Source organism: Algoriphagus sp. CAU 1675 (assembly GCF_029222925.1).
GTDB lineage: Bacteria > Bacteroidota > Bacteroidia > Cytophagales > Cyclobacteriaceae > Algoriphagus.
On record NZ_JARHUI010000003.1, the window covers coordinates 619,244 to 639,796 of the forward strand.

Annotated in this window: 18 protein-coding genes; 15 read left to right on the forward strand and 3 right to left on the reverse strand. The window is 40.9% G+C overall.

Annotated elements, in window-relative coordinates:
• The first annotated feature begins 17 nt into the window (after window positions 1–17).
• The 5 genes from P2G54_RS09820 to P2G54_RS09840 are packed head-to-tail and all read left to right on the forward strand — an operon-like array spanning window position 18 to window position 3,777.
• Window positions 18–779 (forward strand): hybrid sensor histidine kinase/response regulator, encoded by a 762-nt coding sequence (locus P2G54_RS09820; protein ID WP_275870606.1) that lies wholly within the window; start codon window positions 18–20, stop codon window positions 777–779.
• Window positions 776–1,153 (forward strand): response regulator, encoded by a 378-nt coding sequence (locus P2G54_RS09825; RefSeq protein ID WP_275870607.1) that lies wholly within the window; start codon window positions 776–778, stop codon window positions 1,151–1,153. Before P2G54_RS09820 ends, P2G54_RS09825 begins: the two co-directional genes overlap by 4 nt.
• A gap of 1 nt (window position 1,154) precedes the next feature.
• Window positions 1,155–1,433 (forward strand): hypothetical protein, encoded by a 279-nt coding sequence (locus P2G54_RS09830; protein WP_275870609.1) that lies wholly within the window; start codon window positions 1,155–1,157, stop codon window positions 1,431–1,433.
• Window positions 1,430–2,194, forward strand: a complete 765-nt coding sequence (locus P2G54_RS09835; protein ID WP_275870610.1) for an MBL fold metallo-hydrolase — start codon at window positions 1,430–1,432, stop codon at window positions 2,192–2,194. Before P2G54_RS09830 ends, P2G54_RS09835 begins: the two co-directional genes overlap by 4 nt.
• Entirely contained in the window at window positions 2,194–3,777 is a 1,584-nt protein-coding gene (locus P2G54_RS09840; protein WP_275870612.1) for an NFACT RNA binding domain-containing protein, read from the forward strand. The genes P2G54_RS09835 and P2G54_RS09840 overlap by 1 nt, the downstream gene beginning before the upstream one ends.
• 64 nt (window positions 3,778–3,841) lie before the next feature.
• Here P2G54_RS09840 and pyk read toward each other — a convergent pair whose 3' ends face one another.
• Together pyk and P2G54_RS09850 are read right to left on the reverse strand one after the other, a co-directional pair.
• Window positions 3,842–5,266: a pyruvate kinase gene (pyk, locus tag P2G54_RS09845; protein ID WP_275870615.1), complete on the reverse strand. Its 1,425-nt coding sequence runs from the start codon at window positions 5,264–5,266 to the stop codon at window positions 3,842–3,844.
• Window positions 5,267–5,269: 3 nt separating this feature from the next.
• Window positions 5,270–5,698 carry an IPExxxVDY family protein gene (locus P2G54_RS09850; RefSeq protein WP_275870616.1) on the reverse strand — a complete coding sequence of 143 codons (429 nt, stop codon included), beginning with the start codon at window positions 5,696–5,698 and terminating at the stop codon, window positions 5,270–5,272.
• 152 nt (window positions 5,699–5,850) lie between these two features.
• On the opposite strand from P2G54_RS09850, the gene P2G54_RS09855 reads away from it, so the two are divergent.
• From P2G54_RS09855 to P2G54_RS09875, 5 genes are read left to right on the forward strand one after another with little or no spacing between them, the layout of a single operon-like run.
• Window positions 5,851–6,087: an acyl carrier protein gene (locus P2G54_RS09855; protein WP_275870618.1), complete on the forward strand. Its 237-nt coding sequence runs from the start codon at window positions 5,851–5,853 to the stop codon at window positions 6,085–6,087.
• An 18-nt stretch (window positions 6,088–6,105) separates the two neighbouring features.
• Window positions 6,106–7,356, forward strand: a complete 1,251-nt coding sequence (fabF, locus tag P2G54_RS09860; protein ID WP_275870620.1) for a beta-ketoacyl-ACP synthase II — start codon at window positions 6,106–6,108, stop codon at window positions 7,354–7,356.
• 8 nt (window positions 7,357–7,364) lie between these two features.
• Complete coding sequence (rnc, locus tag P2G54_RS09865) at window positions 7,365–8,105, forward strand: ribonuclease III (RefSeq protein ID WP_275870622.1); 741 nt, start codon at window positions 7,365–7,367, stop codon at window positions 8,103–8,105.
• Window positions 8,106–8,131: 26 nt separating this feature from the next.
• Window positions 8,132–9,970 (forward strand): NAD(+) synthase, encoded by a 1,839-nt coding sequence (gene nadE / locus P2G54_RS09870; protein WP_275870623.1) that lies wholly within the window; start codon window positions 8,132–8,134, stop codon window positions 9,968–9,970.
• 10 nt (window positions 9,971–9,980) lie between these two features.
• Window positions 9,981–11,084: a prolipoprotein diacylglyceryl transferase gene (locus P2G54_RS09875; RefSeq protein WP_275870625.1), complete on the forward strand. Its 1,104-nt coding sequence runs from the start codon at window positions 9,981–9,983 to the stop codon at window positions 11,082–11,084.
• On the opposite strand, the gene yidD is transcribed toward P2G54_RS09875, so the two are convergent.
• Window positions 11,081–11,305 (reverse strand): membrane protein insertion efficiency factor YidD, encoded by a 225-nt coding sequence (yidD, locus tag P2G54_RS09880; RefSeq protein ID WP_275870627.1) that lies wholly within the window; start codon window positions 11,303–11,305, stop codon window positions 11,081–11,083. The genes P2G54_RS09875 and yidD overlap by 4 nt on opposite strands.
• A 60-nt stretch (window positions 11,306–11,365) precedes the next feature.
• Between yidD and P2G54_RS09885 the strand changes: the two genes are divergently transcribed.
• The 5 genes from P2G54_RS09885 (at window position 11,366) to P2G54_RS09905 (ending at window position 20,532) form a co-directional block, all read left to right on the forward strand.
• On the forward strand, window positions 11,366–12,811 hold the full coding sequence (locus tag P2G54_RS09885; RefSeq protein ID WP_275870629.1) for a BamA/TamA family outer membrane protein: 1,446 nt from the start codon (window positions 11,366–11,368) through the stop codon (window positions 12,809–12,811).
• Window positions 12,812–12,892: 81 nt separating this feature from the next.
• Complete coding sequence (locus P2G54_RS09890; protein WP_275870631.1) at window positions 12,893–13,714, forward strand: hypothetical protein; 822 nt, start codon at window positions 12,893–12,895, stop codon at window positions 13,712–13,714.
• Between the two features lie 44 nt (window positions 13,715–13,758).
• Window positions 13,759–15,804: a helix-hairpin-helix domain-containing protein gene (locus tag P2G54_RS09895; RefSeq protein WP_275870633.1), complete on the forward strand. Its 2,046-nt coding sequence runs from the start codon at window positions 13,759–13,761 to the stop codon at window positions 15,802–15,804.
• A 62-nt stretch (window positions 15,805–15,866) separates the two neighbouring features.
• Entirely contained in the window at window positions 15,867–18,302 is a 2,436-nt protein-coding gene (locus P2G54_RS09900) for a zinc-dependent metalloprotease (RefSeq protein ID WP_275870635.1), read from the forward strand.
• A gap of 196 nt (window positions 18,303–18,498) precedes the next feature.
• Complete coding sequence (locus tag P2G54_RS09905; protein WP_275870637.1) at window positions 18,499–20,532, forward strand: M3 family metallopeptidase; 2,034 nt, start codon at window positions 18,499–18,501, stop codon at window positions 20,530–20,532.
• The last annotated feature ends 21 nt before the right edge of the window (window positions 20,533–20,553 follow it).

The window sequence follows — 20,553 nt, forward strand, 5'->3', positions numbered from 1 at the left end:
AAATCCAAAGTAAAGGAATGAAAAGCAAAAGAGTCTTGATTGTAGACGACAATGATCTAAACAGGAAGTTGTTTGAAAACCTGATCGGTCAGCTTTGGACTTTTGAAAGTGCGCACAATGGGCTGGAAGCGATTGAAATGGCAAGCACAGGTAAATTTGACCTGATTCTGATGGACATTCAGATGCCGCAGCTTGACGGGATTTCCGCAATGAAAAAAATTAGGGAAAAGGAATTCAAACCCTGTCCCATCATTGCTGTGACCGCCTTTGCGGATGAATCCGACCGGCAAACCTTTCTGGAAGAGGGATTTGACGGCTTCGTTACCAAGCCCATCCGTCCAAGAGGGTTCCTGGAATTGTTGAGAGGGCATTTGGAGGGAAATGACACTACAAGAAAATCAGAAGAAAAACCTCAGGAAGAAGAAATAGCCGAAGTGATTTTGGACAAAAAAGTACTGAACCAATTGATGAAGTACAATAATCCTTTGGCTATAAAGAAGATATTCCTCGATTTCAACCTAGAGGCGACAGAATTATGCAATAAGGCTATCCTCGCGGCTAAAAATGAGGATTTGGAACTTGTCCGGACCTCAATCCATACCATCAAAGGAAACTCTGGAACTTTAGGAATCAACAGGGTTTATTTGAAGGCCCAAAAGGTCGAGCTTCTTGCCAGATCGGGAGAAAAAGATAGATTGAAGAAAAGTCTGGAAGAGCTTCAATTTGAAATACAATCATTTAATCAATTTATAAAGGAAGAGGCTATTTTTGAATCATGAGCAATAGCAAAAAAATACTGGTTGGAGAAGATAGCTCCATCATCATAAACCTGACAAAGAATGTACTTGCATTCGAAAATTACAAAATGACTGCTGCCCGAAATGGACAACAAGTCCTGGACAAGCTGGCAAATGAGGATTTTGATCTGATCTTGATGGATATAAGCATGCCTGTATTGGACGGTATAGCCTGTACCAAAGCTATACGGGAAATGAAAGATGAGAAGAAATCAAAAATACCCATCATTGCCATTTCAGGGAATATTCTCAATATGACCATGGATGAATTCAGAAAAGCAGGCTTTGACGATTTTATTCAAAAGCCACTGGATTACGACAAAGTCTTAGCCACCGTAAAAAAATTCCTGAGTTAATATGGCCGTAAAATACACCAAGCACTTTTTGGATAAACTTGAAAATCTCTTTGCAGGCTCTGATTACATGCTTCGCTATGAGAAGGGAAATTTCAAATCCGGCTATTGTGTATTAAAAGACACCAAAATCGTCATCGTCAATAAATATTTCCCTTTGGAAGGAAAAATCAACGTTCTGATAGATATACTCGGTGAGTTAAACTTGAACCCTGCTGATTTCAAAGATAAATCAAATCAGGACTTCCTCAACGAGTTGAGACAAACCCAATTGAAGTTTTGAAAGTAACATTTCTAGGTACCGGAACCTCCCAGGGAGTGCCTGTCATTGGATGTGCCTGCGAAGTTTGTAAATCACTGGATTTCAGAGACAAAAGATTCAGATCCTCAATTCATTTTGAGATAAATGGCAAAAGTCTGGTTGTAGATACAGGACCAGATTTTCGCAGCCAAATGCTCCGACAAGACATCAAGCGTCTTGATGCAGTTTTGTTTACACACGAGCACAAAGACCATACGGCTGGTTTGGATGATATTCGTCCCTTCAACTTTTCACAGCAAATGGATATCCCCATTTTCGGAAGAGAACAGGTTTTGGACCAAATACGAAGGGAGTTTTCCTATATTTTTTCAAGCAAGAAATACCCGGGAGTTCCCCAAGTGGAAACCATCCTTATTGATGAAGAGCCTTTTACTTTTGAGGGAATTACAATTACTCCTATCCCGGTAGTACATTACAAACTTCCCGTCTTGGGGTTTAGAATTGGTGATTTCACCTATATCACGGATGCAAACCATATTCCGGAGTCCTCAATAGACTTGGTTAGAGGCTCGGAAATTGTCGTCCTTAATGCCCTTCAGAGAACTTCCCATATTTCACATTTCACTTTGGAAGAAGCCATAGAAATGGCTGAGGTCTTGGGGGGAAAAAAAACTTATTTCACGCACATTTCACACAAATTGGGATTGCATAGTGAGGTAGAAAAAGAACTTCCTGAAGGAATATTCCTTGCACATGATGGCCTTCAGCTATCTTTGCCTTAATGCATCTCAATTATCATTTTCTACGGTATCTTTGTCCAGTACTCGATCAAGCTTTTTGTGGAAGAAAAATTTCCGCCTGCTTTTCTCAGAGCAAAGACGAGTTAATCATCCAAACGGAACTGGGAGAAGACAGCCTCTTTATCAGAGCGCATTTCCTTCCCCCACAGGTTTATTATAGTTTCCCTGAGAATTTCAAAAGAGCAAAAAGGAACAGTATTGATCTTTTTCCGGAATTAATCGGGGATGTAATCATTGGCTGCAAAGTCATTCCGTTCGAGCGGGCATTTTATTTTGAGCTCAACTCTGGAGCAATCCTGCTGTTGAAGCTTCATGGAAACCGAAGTAATATCCTGCTTTACCAAAATGGGGCAAGCAGTCCTTCCCGATTATTTAGAAATGAGATTTCTGAGGATAAAGAATTGGATTGGAAAAGTCTGATTCATAACCTGACTCTTGATAAGGACAGGTTTCGAGAATTGGAAGGCAATGCTTCAAAATTTCTCCCAACATTAGGAAGTATTCCCAGAAATTGGCTAAAGGAAAAGGAATATCCTACTGCAGAATTTGAGAAAAAATGGGCTCTCATGCAGGAACTTTTGGACATTCTGGATACTCCTCTATTTTCCTTGGTAGAAAAAAACGATGAGGTCCACCTCAGTTTATTGCCAGAAGATGGAGCAATTCAGACTTTTTCTGACCCTATACAAGCCCTTAACACACTTTTCTTTAAGGCTCTGGTTCAGGGAAACTTTGAAAAAGAAAAAAGAGACCTGATCAAACGCTATGGGGATCAACTGAAAAGAAATAAAAATTACGTAGATAAGGCGAGCCAAAAACTTGAGGACCTAAAAAACTCGGCTCCTCCTTCCCAGTTAGCCGATGTGATCATGGCCAACTTGCATCTATTTGGACCAAAATCCCAAGAGGTGGAGCTATTTGACTTTTATACCAACCAGCAAGTACAGATTAAACTTAAACCGAATCAAAAAGCCCAGGATTATGCAAGCCAGTTGTACCGTAAAAACAAAAACCGGCAACTGGAACTGGATCAAATCGAAAAAACCATCCACGCCAAACTTGGACAGATTAAAGAGCTGGAAACGGTTTTGGAAGAACTGGAAAGCCTTTCAGACTTTAGACAGTTAAAACGTTTCCAAAAGGAGCACAAACAGGACAAAAGCATTCAACGAGAAGTATCGGGACTTCCTTTCAAAAATTTTGAATTTGATGGTTTCCAAATTTGGGTAGGGAAATCTGCCAAAGACAATGATGAAATGCTCCGTAATTTTGCACATAAGGATGATATTTGGCTCCATGCACGCCAAGTCCCTGGCTCTCATGTAATCATCAAAACCAAGGGGCATAAAACTGTTCCTCCGAGGGTTTTAGAAAGAGCGGCCTCTCTGGCAGCCTTTTATTCCAAATACAAAACGGAACATTTAGCACCTGTTATCCATACAGAAGTAAAGTATGTAAGGAAAGTCAAGGGCTCAGCACCTGGATCCGTTATGGTTGATCGAGAAAGTGTAATCATGGTGGGTCCAGCAGGTCCGGATGAAAACACGGCATTGGATAAAAATTAGTTTTTCTCTTCGAGAAATAAAAAAAGGCCCAAATTGGGCCTTTTATATTTTGATTAACTGGCGTTTAGCTAACCAAATGAACTTTAAGCATATTGGTTCTTCCCTTTTCTTTCAAAGGCATACTTGCCGTATTGATGATCACATCTCCAGTGACTACATGTCCATCATTTTTTAGAGTGTTTTCAATATCCTCAAAAGTAGCGTCTGTGGAAACCCGGTTATTATAGTAATAAGCACGAACCCCCCAAACCAAGCTCATCTGAGTGATCAGAGACTTGTTACGAGTGAAGATGAAAATATTGGCTAAAGGTCTGTGAGAAGAGATCCTGAATCCAGTAAAACCAGAGGATGTAATACCTACAATTGCTTTCGCTTTTACATTTCTTGAAAGTCTGGCTGCCATCAGGATGAGGTTGTTGCTCAAGAATGTCTCATCACTTTCATCTATTTTGTAGAGGTTGTGATAGATCTCAGCATTCTGCTCCAAATAGCTAATAATACTGCTCATGGCCTTCACCGCATTCACAGGATAGCTTCCGGAAGCCGTCTCTGCAGAAAGCATCACTGCATCTGCACCGTCCAAAACCGCATTAGCCACATCATTGGTCTCCGCTCTTGTTGGTCTAGGATTGACGATCATACTTTCCATCATCTGAGTAGCGATAATAACAGGCTTACAAGCCAATTTACATTTAGCTACCATTCTCTTTTGCCAAAGTGGAACGATTTCCATTGGAACTTCCACACCCAAATCCCCTCTAGCTACCATGATTGCATCTGTTGCTTCTATGATGGCATCGATGTTTTCAAGTGCCTCCGGTTTTTCGATTTTGGCTACGATTTTACAAACCTTACCGGCCTTTTCAATCCGCTGGCGAAGGTCCAAAATATCATCTGCAGAACGAACAAAGGAAAGGGCAATCCAATCTACCTCCTGCTCCAAACCAAACACTAGATCTTCAAGGTCTTTTTCAGTAAGAGAAGGTGCACTTACTTTCGTATTGGGAAGGTTGATTCCTTTTCTGGATTTAAGAATTCCCCCATGTATTACAGTACAGTTTACATTTTTTCCATCCGTGTCATTCACAACCAACTCCAAGTTTCCATCATCAATAAGGATTCTATCCCCAGGGATTACATCATTTGGTAGATTCTGATAAACCGTACTTACAAGATTGCTTGTGCCGACTACAGGATCATTGGTAATTGTAATAGGGTCACCAGGTTTTATTTCAACTCCATTATTTTCAACCTCTCCTACCCGGATCTTTGGACCTTGCAAGTCCTGAAGTATACCCAAATTGAGTCCCATTTCTTCATTGATCTGACGGATAATCTGGATCACTTCCTTGTGAACCTCATGGGTTCCATGGGAAAAGTTCAATCTGAAAACATTTGCTCCGGCAGCTGCCAAACTTTTTATTACATCATATTTATTGGAAGCGGGGCCTATTGTTGCTAATATTTTGGTTTTGTTAAAATGACTCATTAATTAATAAGTTAATAGGTTTTCTTTTGATTTAAGTTTTTGAACATCGAGTTTCATCACACTTTGAATAAACGGGTTCTCGGACAACTTAGAAACAAAGTTAGTCAAGCTGACTTCACAAGTTTCATCCTGAACCAAAAGAAAATAATCCACGGTCCTGAGTTCAGGAATTAAATAGGAAACTTGATGATTCGAATTGACAGCTTTGTTTTTAAGCAACTGCACGAAACCATGCGGTAAAGAAAGGAAAAATTGACTAATTTTCAGATTAGGGCCTGAAAGAAACTCTATTTCCAGATCAGACCATTTCACCATGTCCATTTGCAATTCACGATTAATCAACCAGGCCATTTTGTAGTCCTTCACTGGGGACACTAGGCCTAGAATTTCAAAATCGTAAGTATGTTCAATTTCTAATTTTACCTTCTTCATGCAGGAAGAAAATGGAGCAAGTCAAAGTTAGGAATTAAAATTCAACCAATAGAAAGAGTTCACACTATTAAAATTTACTTGAATCTTTTCTTTGCCTATTAAGTATTAAATATATTTCTTTGCGGAGTGTTATTAACTAAACTGATCACAAAATGTCTGAAATTGCACAAAAAGTAAAAGCCATCATTGTTGACAAACTGGGCGTAGAAGAGTCTGAAGTAACTATGGAAGCTAGCTTCACCAATGACCTTGGAGCTGACTCTTTGGATACCGTAGAGTTGATTATGGAATTCGAAAAAGAATTCAATATCTCTATTCCAGATGATCAGGCTGAGCAAATCGGCACGGTAGGACAAGCAGTTACCTACCTTGAGGCTAACGTAAAATAATAACCCTAAATTCATTCTATGAATTTAAAACGAGTTGTTGTAACAGGTATTGGTGCGCTTACACCCATTGGCAATACTGCAGATGAATTCTGGAGAGGATTGGTAGCGGGTGTAAGTGGCGCTGCGCCTATTACCAAATTCGATGCTTCACTTTTTAAGACACAATTTGCTTGTGAATTAAAAAATCTTGATGTAGAGCAATTTATTGACAGAAAAGAAGCCAGAAAGATGGATCCTTTCACTCAATATGCCATGATCTCAGCTGATGAGGCAATGGCAGATTCTGGTTTGGATCTTGAAAAAATCGATAAATCCCGTGCAGGTGTTATTTGGGGATCCGGCATCGGAGGCTTGAGAACTTTCCAGGATGAAGTCACTGACTTTGCAAGAGGTGATGGAACCCCAAGGTTCAACCCCTTCTTTATCCCCAAAATGATTGCGGATATTAGTGCAGGGTTCATTTCTATCAAATATGGATTTCGAGGTCCTAATTTTTGTACGGTTTCAGCTTGTGCTTCCGCTACAAATGCCCTAATTGACGCCTTTAATTACATCCGTTTAGGTAAGGCTGATATCTTTATCAGCGGAGGATCTGAAGCAGCTGTAACTGAAGCCGGGATCGGTGGATTTAATGCAATGAAAGCTTTGTCTCAAAGAAATGAATCTCCAGAGACGGCATCCAGACCTTTTGACAAAGACCGTGACGGTTTTGTATTGGGAGAAGGTGCAGGAGCGCTAATACTTGAGGAATATGAACACGCCAAAGCCCGAGGAGCAAAGATTTATGCCGAGCTCGTGGGAGGAGGTATGTCCGCTGATGCAAACCACATCACTGCTCCACATCCAGAAGGATTAGGGGCCAGCAGTGTAATGAAATTTGCACTGGAAGATGCAGGGCTACAGCCTGAGGCTATCGATTACATCAATGTCCACGGGACTTCTACTCCACTGGGCGATGTTAGTGAAACTAAAGCTATTCAAAAAGTATTTGGGGAACATGCTTTTAAAATGAATATCAGCAGTACCAAATCAATGACCGGACACCTTTTGGGTGCTGCCGGGGCAGTTGAAGCTATTGCTTCTATTCTTGCTATAAAGCATGGAATCGTTCCTCCTACGATCAATCACTTCACTGATGATGAAGCTTTTGATCCAAGATTGAATTTGACTTTCAATAAGGCGCAGGAAAGAGAGATCAATTACGCGCTGAGTAATACCTTTGGATTTGGCGGGCACAACTGCTCAGTCATCTTCAAAAAATATAACTAATTAGGGTTTTGAAACTCTTTCAAAGACTCGGATTACATTTTCTCTTTCTAAGTAAAAATGAAAAAAGGCTTGCTGCCTCCATCAAATTGATGATAGGCAGCAGGCCTTTTAACATTTCTCTGTATAGACTCGCACTGACCCCTGCAGGACTTGGAGAAGAAACCTCACAGGGTTTCCGAATTTCAAACGAAAGGCTTGAGTTTTTGGGTGATGCAATTCTCGGTTCAGTCATTGCTGAATACCTTTTCCAAAAATATCCCTTTAGAGATGAAGGTTTCTTGACAGAAACCCGATCCAAACTGGTCAACAGAGAAAGTCTGAACGAAACCGGTAAAAAAATAGGCTTAAAAAAGATTCTGGAACAGGAAATAGGAAACCGCAGTTTCACTGCCAATAAATCCCTCTATGGGGATATCTTGGAGGCGTTTTTGGGAGCAATGTATCTTGACAAAGGTTATACCTTTACCAAAAAATTTATCCTCCACAGAATCTTACTCCACTTTGATCTAGAGGGAATGATTGCCACCACCACTAACTTTAAAAGTAAGATCATAGAGTGGTCTCAAAAAGAAAACAAACAGGTGGAATTCAAGGTATTGAAAGTACATGGAAATCAGCGATTCAAGGAATTTGTAGTAGCCCTTGAGGTGGATTCCGTAGAGGTGGCACAAGGAAAAGGAGGAACCAAGAAAAAAGCCGAACAAGATGCTTCCAAAATTGCCTACGAGGCCCTTCAAATCAACATTTGATTTATCTACCCTAATTTTGTAAAGCCATGCCCGCAATTAAAATCGCTGGAGCCACCGTCAATCAGACACCACTGGATTGGTCTGGAAATTTAAAAAGGATAGAGAATTGCATCATTTCAGCGAAAAAAGAAGGCGTTGAACTTCTTTGTTTCCCTGAACTTACCATTACCGGCTATGGTTCCGAGGACCTATTTTTAAGTTATTGGTATCCCAAAAAGGCTCTCGAACAACTCAGAAAAGTAATATCCATCTGCACCGACATCACCGTTGCTATAGGACTGCCGGTTCGGATAGAAGACAAGGTTTACAATACCATGGCCATCATTGAAAATGGGGTTTTGAATGGAATTGTTGCCAAGCAATATATGGCCATAGATGGAGTCCATTATGAATTTCGCTGGTTCACTCCCTGGAAAGCGAATGAGGTCATTGAATTTGATTTCTTTGGGGAAAAAGTACCAATGGGAGATCTTACATTTTATCATAAGGATATTCATTACGGATTTGAAATTTGTGAAGATGCTTGGAGAGGCAAAGACCGACCGGGTTACCGACTTCATCAACGAAAAGTAGATTTGGTCTTCAACCCCAGTGCCAGTCATTTTGCAATGGGAAAGACAAAAGAAAGACTGGATCTAATGGTCAATAGCTCCAAAATTTTTGACTGCTATTATTGCTATACCAACCTGTTGGGCAATGAAAGCGGCAGGATGATTTTTGACGGGGAGATATTGCTGACGAAATCCGGAAAGTTGCTGGCCCGAAATCAGTTGCTTTCTTATGAGGATTATCAGGTAGTTTCTTTTGATTTGGAACCAAAAGAACAAGCAATTGCGCCGATACATGAAAAAGAATGGGAATTTGTTCAGGCTACATCCCTTGGCCTTTTTGATTATTTGAGAAAAAGCCGAAGCAAAGGCTTTGTGCTTTCCCTATCCGGCGGTGCGGATTCATCCACAATTGCGGTTTTAGTAGCTGAATTGGTCAGAAGAGGGACTTCCGAACTGGGGCTTGAGAGATTTTTGAAAAAACTGGGAAAAGACTTCACTCCACAATCAGATGATCCAGAAAAGGAAATCGTTGGAGAAATCCTGACCACCGCCTACCAAGGAACAAAAAATTCATCCGAAGACACTTATAACAGTGCCAAAAGCCTCGCAGAAAGCCTTGGTGCCAAATTCCATTATTGGACCATTGATGAGGAGGTCAACTCTTACATTGGAAAAATAGAACAGGCAATCGGAAGAAAGCTTACCTGGGAAAAGGACGACATCACGCTCCAGAATATTCAGGCAAGAAGTCGCTCTCCAATTATTTGGATGTTGGCAAATATCAATCATTCCCTGTTGCTTTCCACTTCCAACCGCAGCGAAGGAGATGTAGGCTACGCAACTATGGATGGTGACACGAGTGGAAGCATTTCTCCTATCGCCGCAGTGGATAAATCTTTTATCCTTCACTGGTTACAATGGGCAGAGCAAAACCTAGATAGACCCGGATTGGCTTTAGTCAATTCCCTGCAACCCAGTGCGGAACTGAGGCCTATTGAACGTTCCCAGACTGATGAAAAGGACTTAATGCCTTACTCATTGATTGTGGAAATCGAAAAACTTGCCATTCGGGATCGCCGTTCACCTATGGACGTATTTTTGATTTTGAAAGAAGAATTGGAAATTGACCCAAATCAGTTGAAAGCTTATATTAAAAAATTCTTCCAACTTTGGTCTCGCAATCAATGGAAAAGAGAAAGGCTTGCCCCATCTTTCCATCTGGATCAATTCAATATTGACCCCAAAACATGGTATAGATTCCCGATTCTCTCCGGTGGCTATACCGAAGAACTAGAACAATTAGATCAACTCTGAAAATAACAGCATGCTATCATTTATTTTGGACTATGTAGTTTGGGATCCTAATCCCGCAGTTTTTGCAGGTTTTGACAGGCTCCGCTGGTACAGCCTTATGTTTGCTTTAGGCTTTATCATCTCTCAGCAATTCATGGTATATTTTTTTAGAAAAGAAGGTCAAAATGAAGCATTGGTGGACAAGCTGACTATTTATATGGTTTTGGCCACCATCATTGGAGCCAGGTTGGGACATGTTTTATTTTATGAGCCTGAAAAATACCTAAGCAATCCAATTGATATCCTGAAAGTATGGGAAGGTGGACTTGCTTCCCATGGAGCCGCCATTGCCATCCTTTTTGCACTTTGGTTGTACTCCAAACGAACCCCAGGACAAAGTTACCTTTGGGTTGTCGATAGAATTGTAATCGTCACAGCAATGACCGGAGCATTGATCCGATTTGGCAATCTGATGAATTCCGAAATTGGGGGAAAGGAAACTCACTCAGATTATGGATTTGTATTTGCAAGAGATATAGAAGAAATCCTTCAATCCTTGCGAGTTCCTGTAGAATCCATCGATGCCTATAAACCAGAGGACAGGACGAATGAACTGCAGGGAAACGGAATCGTCCCACTGAACATAGCGTTAGAAATCAATAAAGGAAATTTCAGCAAAGAGGATCTGGAGGCTACTTTAAGAGGAGATGTCAAATATGCTTTGACCCAATTCAACTCCTCAAAAGAGTACCTGGCAGAACCAATTGAAACTCCGCTGGACCTGACTTTGACTGAAAATAAAAATGGATATTTAGCAACTATCAGGACCTTCGGAAAAGCCAAACATCCAACTCAAATCTATGAGTCTATCTCCTATTTTGTGATTTTCCTGATTTTGCTCGGAATCTGGGCCAAATACAAGGAACAAGTACCGGAAGGACTCCTTTTAGGCCTTTTCCTTATTTCTGTTTTTGGGATGAGATTTGTTTGGGAATTTCTTAAAGAAAATCAAGTATCTTTTGAGGACTCTATGCAGTTTAACATGGGGCAACTCCTCAGCATACCGTTAGTAATAACGGGTGTAATACTAACGATTAGAGCACTGAAAAACGGACTGAAGCCGAAAAACAACTAAGGGACAGGATCATGACCATGCCCACCCCAAGGATGACAGCGGCCAATCCTTTTAAATCCCAAAATCCCTCCTTTGAGCGGACCATGTTTTAAGATCGCCTCTTTCATATATTGGCTGCATGTGGGAGTAAAACGGCAACTGGCTGGAAATAATGGAGAAATGGTATACTGGTAAACCAATACAGGGAAAATGAAAATTTTTCTAATCAAGTTTTTGAACATTTGATTCATTATTGCGGGGGCTCCAATCGGTTAACCAAAAGTACTACATACAGATTCCAATTGACCAAAAAAAGTTTACATATAGCGTTTACTATTCTATTCCTAACATTGGGAATAATCACTCCTGGTCTGGCACAGGAAAATGACTTCTCCTCTTTTCAGGAGGGATTTCCCGACAGTATCAAGGTCAACAACATCTATATTATTGGAAATCAGAAAACCCAGAAAAACGTAATTCTAAGAGAGCTTGATTTCGCAACCAATTATTATTATCCATGGGAGCTATTTTTAGAAATCTTAGAAGCAGACCAAAAGAAAATATATAATCTACGGCTATTTACTTCAGTAGAAGTCACACCACTTTTTACCGGTCCACAGGAAGTAGAAATTCTGATTTCAGTTAAGGAGCGATGGTATGTAGTGCCTTCCCTTATTTTCCAGCTTGCCGATCGAAACTTTTCGGAATGGTGGACCAACCAAAACAGGGATTTTTCCAGAGTCAACTTTGGAATGCGCCTCAGTCATGGAAATGTCGCAGGAAGAAATGAAAAGCTTCGGTTTTCAGGCCAATTGGGTTTTACCAGAGCCTTGGATTTTCAATACAGCAAACCTTACATAGACAAAAAGCAAAAACATGGGCTTGCTGCTCAGGTTACTTTCTATGAAAATAAGACCATACCACTCAAATCTGAGTTTAACCGTCAGGTTTTCTACACCAATGAAAATGAGGAAGTATTAAGAAGAAACATGTCCTTAGCCTTGAGGTATACCTTCAGGAGGACATTCTACAACTTTCATTTTTTCACATTGGGCTACAATTACACCTGGATAAATCAGGATGTCTTACTACAAAACCCCTCCTATTTTCAGCATGATGGGAATAGTCTCAAATACATGTTCTTATCGTATTCCTTTAGACATGACAAGAGAGATAATAATTCCTATGCGACCGACGGCGAGCTTTTACAACTTACTGCCACAAAATATGGAGTCTTTTCAGTAGAGAATATGGATGAAGTGGAGGTAAACCTTACTGCCAACCGGTACCTCAAACTTTCTGACAGTTTTCATTTTGCTACAGGCTTGACCGCCAACTGGTTTTTGAGTCCAAACCAACCTTATACCCTTGTCCGTGGTATTGGCTATACCCCCAATTTTATTAGAGGCTATGAATTAAATGTAATTGAAGGACAGCAACTTTATGTACATAAAAACAGCCTTCGCTGGAAGTTTATAGACTGGAAATTCGATATTTCCAACACCATTGCATTGGACCAATTTAATACCATTCCACTTAGACTTTATCTCAGTGCCAATTTTGACCACGGGTATGTCAAAGACAGGAATCAAATTCCGGAGAATGCCTTACTAGCAAATAAATACCTTTTTGGATATGGTGTGGGATTAGATATGGTATGGATTTATGATGCCGTGTTTCGCTTTGAATATTCTATCAATAATAACCGCGGAGCCAATTTCTTTTTCAACATAAAGGCTCCTTTCTAATCCCTTAAAACTTTAACTTCCTGAATTTCAGTTTTTACAAAAGTTTTAACTAACTTATGTTTTCACTTTTTCTAAAAACTCATGCGGGCTTTTATTTTTTCCTTCCTGCTTTTTGGACTATCTGTTCAGAGCTTTGCTCAACTTGATCCACTGACCCAGGCTCATGGAGCTAGAAGTCAGGGACTGGGAAATATCAAAACCCATATTTGGGACACTTGGGCTGTTTTCAACAATATTGGTGCTTTGGACCGAATCGAACAATCCGAAATTGGATTGGGCATTGACCAACGCTACGGATTAAAGGAACTATCCACTCTTGATTTAACACTTGCCTTCAAAAATCAACTCGGAACGATTGGAATTGGAGTTTCAAGGTTTGGAGGAAAACTATTCAACCAGCAATCCTTTGGGTTGGGATTTTCCAACCAATTGGGAATTGTGAGTTTTGGAGCCAAACTAGATTGGTACCAAACCCAGCAAGAAGGCTTCGGAAGTGCCGGCACTCTCTTATTTAGTTTAGGAGGAGTCGCTGAATTAAGTCCGGATTTATGGATTGGAGCACATTTTTCAAATATCAATCGGGGAAAAATAAGTCCAGAAAGCTCTTATCGTCTACCTACAGCCATACAGATGGGAGTACATTACCGTCCCGGTGAAAACCTAAGTTTATTCACTGAACTTGAGAAAGACATTTCTATCCAACCCATCCTAAAGTTCGGTCTGGAATACCAACTTCAGGATTGGATTCAACTGCGAACTGGATTCAATAGCAATCCGGGAAGATTGTTTTTTGGTCTGGGTTTATTACCCGGAAAATTTACGATTCACTATGCCTATGGGCAAAATGCCGCACTAGGAACATCGCATCACTTGAGTCTTGGAATAAAATGGAAGGAAAACTAAAACTCCTAGGTAGCCTTTGGTTCTTTTTCATCCTTTCCTGGGTCATGGCTCAGAGCCCCCCTATTCCCGAAATCAATCAGGAAGAATTGATCGAGCGCCTTTTCCCGATACAGGACGAAGAAATGGACTATGAATCTGTTTATGAAATGCTTCTCCAACTGTATTTAAATCCAATCAATATCAACTTTGCAGATAGCGAAACCCTACAAAGCACCTACCTTCTGAGTCCAACCCAAATCAACAACCTTATCCAATACAGGCAAGTAAACGGGCCGTTGATTTCCCTTTATGAACTTCAGGCTATTCCAGGATTTGATCTGGAAACTATTGAAAAACTTCTCCCCTTTGTAATTATTGAATCAAGTCCCCAAAAAACGAAAAGGTTTATTGAAAGGCTTAAAAGTGAAGAACAGTCCTATTTTCTTTTTCGGCACAGAAAGGTCTGGGAAAACCGAAGGGGCTTTCTTCCACCTGATACCAGTAGAAACGGAACATTATCCACTCGGTACCTGGGAGATCCAAACGACCTTTATCTGAGATTCAGAGTTCAACATTCCAGAGATTTCAGTATTGGATTTACAATGGATAAAGATGCTGGAGAACAATTTATTTGGGACAGAAAAACAGCCCGATTTGGCTTCAACTTTCTATCTTATCATTTTACCCGATATGAAGTCGGGAAGTGGAAAACAATTTCCATAGGTGATTTTCAAGCTTCATTTGGACAGGGATTGGTTTTTGGAGCTGGATATTCTCTTGGAAAAGGTGCCGAAACTGTACCCATTGTCAAAAGAAATACGAATGGAATTATCCCCTATACCGCCTCAATGGAATTTGGTTTTTTTCGTGGAATAGGTACTACCTACTCCCATAAAAATTGGCTTTTTAGCCTCATCGCTTCCAATACCTCCAGAGATGGCAGAGGATCAGTTTCCTTGGACTCACTGGAAAATGAATTCAATCATATCAATTCTTTCAACCAAAGTGGTCTCCATCGAACTCCCAGCGAAATCTCCACCAAAAGACAGTTTAGGGAATATAATTTGGGCACAAATATCCAATATCTTCACAGATCAGGGAAATTCAACTCAGGAATCAATTATTTGATGACCAAATTTGACAGGTCATGGATCAGAGATCCCAGACCTTACAATCATTTTGAATTTGCTGGTCAGATCAATCAAATTGGAAGCATTTATTCTAATTTCAGTTGGAAGAATTTTTTGTTTTTCGGAGAATCAGGTATTTCCAAATCCGGAGGAATGGGAAGTGTTTTCGGTTTCATCAGCAGCCTCAATCCAAAAATTGATTTTTCACTTCTCTGGAGGAAATATGATCGTGATTTTCACAGCTTCTATGGCAATTCCTTCTCTGAGGGAACTCGCCCAATCAACGAACAGGGAACCTATCTTGGGCTTGAAATCAGACCTGCAAAACAATGGAAAGTAAATGGTTACTTTGACTTTTTCAGATTCCCCTGGCTAAAATATAGATTATACGCACCTTCTTCAGGACATGAGATGCTCTTACGCCTGGCCTTTTCTCCGAGAAAAGACCTGAGAGCGTTTATTCAAATTCGGGAGGAACAAAAAGACAGAAATCTTTCGGACAGTGGAGAGCCGTCTTTACCCTATCGTGTCACAACTCTTAAAAAACTGAACGGGTTAATAAGTCTAGAATACAACATCTATAAAAACCTGTTCTGGAGATCCCGGATTTTATTTAGCCGAGTGAATGATCAGTTCGCCATAACTAGAGGATTTATGGTGTTGCAAGACTTAAACTTTAAAAAAGAGCGATGGAAAATCACGGGTCGGTTTGCCTTGTTTGATACGGATAATTACGATACCAGAATCTATGCCTTCGAAAACAATGTTCTATGGACTTTTTCCATTCCTGCTTTCAGTGGCCAAGGGCAGCGGTATTACCTACTTGGAGAGTTTGATTTGAACCCAAAAATCACCGCCTACCTAAGATTTGCCAAAACCAGTTATACCGACAGAGAAAGTATTGGAACTGGTCTTCAAACCATAGAAGGAACAGGAATAACCGAAACCACTTTTCTGATCCGATATTTCCTAAACCGGTAAAATTCCATCAATGGTCCCAAAATAATTCTCTTTTTTAATAATTTGAGTGCAAAGAAACCTCTATGAAAAAAATACTACAAACCACCTTCCTTTTCCTTCTTACTTTGGGGATAGCTACTGCCCAAAACTTGGACTTGAGCAAGCTCAGCAAAAAAGAAGGATTTGTTCCATTTTACCTCGATGAGGAAAAAGGGAAAATTTATCTTGAAATCGATAAACTGGATTTCGAATTCCTGTATGTCAATTCACTCACAGCTGGGGTTGGATCCAATGACATTGGACTGGACCGAGGCCAATTGGGCGATACCCGAATTGTGGAATTCAGAAAAACTGGAAACAAAGTATTTCTTGTTCATAAAAATTATGATTTCCGGGCTTATTCAGAAAATCCCTACGAGGTCAAGTCCATTCAGGATGCTTTTGCTGAATCCGTTCTTTGGGGTTTTGAAATCGTTCAAAAAAATGGGGATAAACTCATTGTTGATGCAACCAACTTTTACATGCAAGATGCGCATGGAGTTGCTCAGAGACTCAGTCAAGGCAGACAGGGCACCTATAGAACCGATGCTAGCCGCTCAGGGCTTTACTATCCAACCACGAAAAATTTCCCGAAAAACACGGAGGTTGAAGCCACAATTACTTTGACCGGTAATGCAACAGGAGGATATATACGTTCAGTAACCCCTACCCCAGATGCAGTTACCGTACGGATGCGCCATTCCTTCATTGAGCTTCCGGACGACAATTATCAACCACGAGAGTTTGATCCAAGAGGAGGATTTTTCTCGATCAGCTACATGGACTTCACCACTCCAATTTCGGAGCCTATAGTCAAGCGCTTTATCTCTCGTCATCGACTGGAAAAAAAGAACCCCGATGCTGCTGTTTCTGAAGTAGTAGAACCCATTGTCTATTATTTGGATCGTGGTACTCCTGAGCCGGTTGCCTCAGCCCTTATAGAAGGGGGAAATTGGTGGGCACAGGCTTTTGAAGCCGCTGGTTTCAAAAATGCCTTCCGGGTGGAATTGGCTCCAGAAGGAATGGACTTGATGGATGTGCGATATAACGTGATCCAATGGGTTCACCGCTCTACCAGAGGATGGTCTTATGGCAGCAGTATCAGAGACCCAAGAACAGGTGAAATCATTAAAGGACAGGTTTCTTTGGGTTCCCTGAGAGTCAGACAGGATTATCTGATTGCTCAGGGGCTATTGCAGCCTTTTGAGGAAGGAAAACCTGCTGACCCCAAGCAATTGGAATTGGCATTGGCTAGATTGAGACAGCTTTCTGCTCATGAAATTGGTCATACCATTGGTCTAGCTCATAGTTATGCTACTTCTGCAAACAATCGTTCATCTGTGATGGACTATCCTTATCCCCTCATCACCGAAAATTCCAAAGGAGAATTGGATTTAAGTGCTGCCTACGATGACAAAATTGGAGAATGGGATAAGTGGGCAATAACCTATGGCTATGGAACACCTGCCTCCGGTCAAAGTGAAGTAGAGTTCACCCAGCAGACTTTATTGAAAACCTATGCTGCCGGGTATGAATTCATTACAGATTCAGATTCAAGAAATCCAAGCGGAGTACATCCACGCTCTCACCTTTGGGACAATGGGGCCTCCGCTTCCTCTGAATTGATGAGAATGCTGCAGCTCAGATCAAACAGACTCAAAACCTTTGGATTAAATGCTATCCGTGAAGGTGAACCGGAAGCTTTGTTGGAAGAGGTTTTGGTGCCGCTTTATCTGATGCACCGCTATCAGATTGAGGCTACCAGTAAACTTATAGGTGGACTGGATTATACCTATAAGATAAAAGGTGACAATCAGCCCCGACAAAGTGCCATTTCGGCCAAAGATCAAAATGAGGCCCTCAATGCTTTGCTTTATGCCATTTCCCCTAATCAATTGGAGGTACCGCAACATATCTTGGACTTGATCCCGCCCAGACCCTATGGATATGGAAAAAACAGAGAAACCTTTGTCTCTAGAACCGGGCCTGTTTTTGATCCAATCGCCCCTGCAGAAAGCGTAGTAGACATGACCTTCAACTTCCTATTTGAGGAAGGCAGAGTCAATAGAGTTTATCTGCAAAACCTTCAAAACAATAGTCTTCCGGGATTAGATGAGGTATTAAACAAGGTTTCAGAACAGGTTTTCTCCAAGGGACTTCCTGCTGGACTAAAGGCTGAAATCAAAATGATGACAGAATCTAAACTGGTAGATCATCTGATTTTGGTAGCCAAAAACCCAGAAATTTCCAATTCAGTAAGGGCTATCACAAGATCCCATCTGAACTCTCTGGCCAACGGATCATCTGGCTTAACAAACAGAGAAGGAAATGCGCTTCTATCTGCACATTCCATGTACCTTTCAGATAAGATCAATGCATTTTTGAAACTTCCTGTAGAACTGACACCTCAGGAAAACTTAAAGGTTCCGGACGGAGCACCAATCGGCTCAGATTCGATGAGCTGTGATATGGACTATTAACAGAGATGCCGGGTAATTCCCGGCATTTTTGTTTGATTGAGATTGTCCTTTTCTACCAAGAATTTTTAAATACCCTTGGCCGAAGGAGATGCATTCCGTTACAATTGGGTAATTTTGGTTATTGATAAAAAAGGCTGGGATTTTCCGAACCAAAAGGATTCTCAACCGATTAATTATCCAAAAGCAATTAAAGACTATGAATAACCCACTTTTGGCAGAGTTTGCCACCCCTTTCCATACCGCGCCATTTAATCAACTAAAACCTGAACATTTCCTTCCGGCGGTACAAGAGTCCATTCAACTTGCCAAAGGGGAAATTGAAAAAATAAAATCAGAAGCCCTACCCACATTTTCCAATACAATTGAAGCCCTGGATCGATCAGGAAAGAAACTCAACATTGTCACTTCCATCTTTTTTAACCTGAATTCGGCTGAAACCAACGAGGAAATCCAAAAATTGGCGAGGGAAATTTCTCCTTTGCTAACCGAGCATTCCAATGACATTTTATTGGATCAGGAACTTTTCAGCCGTGTGGAACAGGTTTACTCCCAAAAGGAGGAACTTACACTTAGCCCGGAACAGAAAACCTTATTGGACAAAACATATAAGGCTTTTGTTAGAAATGGAGCAAAGCTTTCCGGAGAAGAAGCCGAAAAGCTCCGAAAAATCGATCAGGAGTTGGCTCAGCTCAGCTTGAAATTTGGAGAAAACGTGCTTGCGGAAACCAACAAGTATGTTCACTTTATCGAAAATGAAAGTGAAATAGAAGGGCTACATGAAGGAATCAAAGAAGCTGCAGCCCAAACATCCGAAGATAAAGGCAAACCGGGACAGTGGGCCTTCACCTTGGACTATCCAAGCTATATCCCAACCATGACTTATGCCAAAAACAGGGAACTTCGAAAAACCCTTTTCTTGGCCTACAATACCAAATGCTGCAAAGGTGACGAACTGGACAATCAAGAAATCATCAAAGACATTCTAAGGCTCAGACATGACCGTGCAGTTTTACTTGGCTATAAAAGCCATGCAGACTTTGTCTTGGAAGAGCGCATGGCCAAAAGTCCATTATCCGTCATGAAGTTTCTTGAAGACCTGTTGGAAAAAGCCAAACCCAAAGCCGAAGAGGAGGTCCGGGAACTTGAAGAGTTTGCTAAAAATTTGGATGGGATCGAAGAAATCCAAAAATGGGATTTTGCTTATTATTCAGAACTCCTGAAAAAGGCCAAATACGAATTGGACGATGAACTTCTCCGTCCCTATTTCAAATTGGAAAATGTCATTGAAGGAGTTTTCCAAACAGCTGGAAAACTCTATGGGCTTAGCTTTACTCCAAACCCGGAAATTCCGGTATACCATCCCGAAGTCACGGCCTATGAGGTTAAAGACCGACAAGGGAAACACCTAGCGGTATTTTATGCGGACTTTTTCCCAAGGGCAGGAAAGAGAAACGGTGCCTGGATGACCAGTTTTCGTGGGCAGAACAAAACTGGAGAACACGAACAGCGACCTCATGTTTCCATCGTCTGCAACTTTACCAAGCCAACTAAAACCAAGCCTAGTCTTCTAACTTTCAATGAGGTAACAACTCTTTTCCATGAATTTGGCCATGCCTTACATGGAATGATGGCAAGGGGTACTTATGAAAGTTTATCCGGTACCAGTGTGTATTGGGATTTCGTAGAACTTCCGTCCCAGATATTCGAAAACTGGTGTTTTGAAAAAGAATGCCTTGACTTATTTGCCCACCACTATGAAACTGGAGAGAAAATTTCAGAAAACATGATCGAGCGAATAAAGAAAGCTTCAAACTTCCAGCAGGGATATCAAACTGTACGTCAGATCAGTTTTGGATTATTGGATATGGCTTATCATAGTGAGGACACTTCCAGGATCAAAGACATATTCCAGTTTGAAAGAGCTGTGATGAAGCGAACCGACCTACTCCCAGTAGTGGAAAACACTTTAATGAGCACCTCTTTTTCCCATATTTTCCAAGGGGGCTATTCCTCTGGTTACTATAGCTACAAGTGGGCGGAAATTCTGGATGCTGATGCATTTGAGCTTTTTCAGGAGAAAGGTGTATTTGATCAAGAGACCGCACAATCCTTTGAAAAAAACATACTTTCTGCTGGAGGAAGCGAGCATCCTTCCGTATTGTATGCCAGATTTAGGGGAAGAGAACCAAGACCGGAAGCTTTGCTTAGAAGGTCAGGCTTGATCCAATAAAATTTGATATATCTAAGCTGA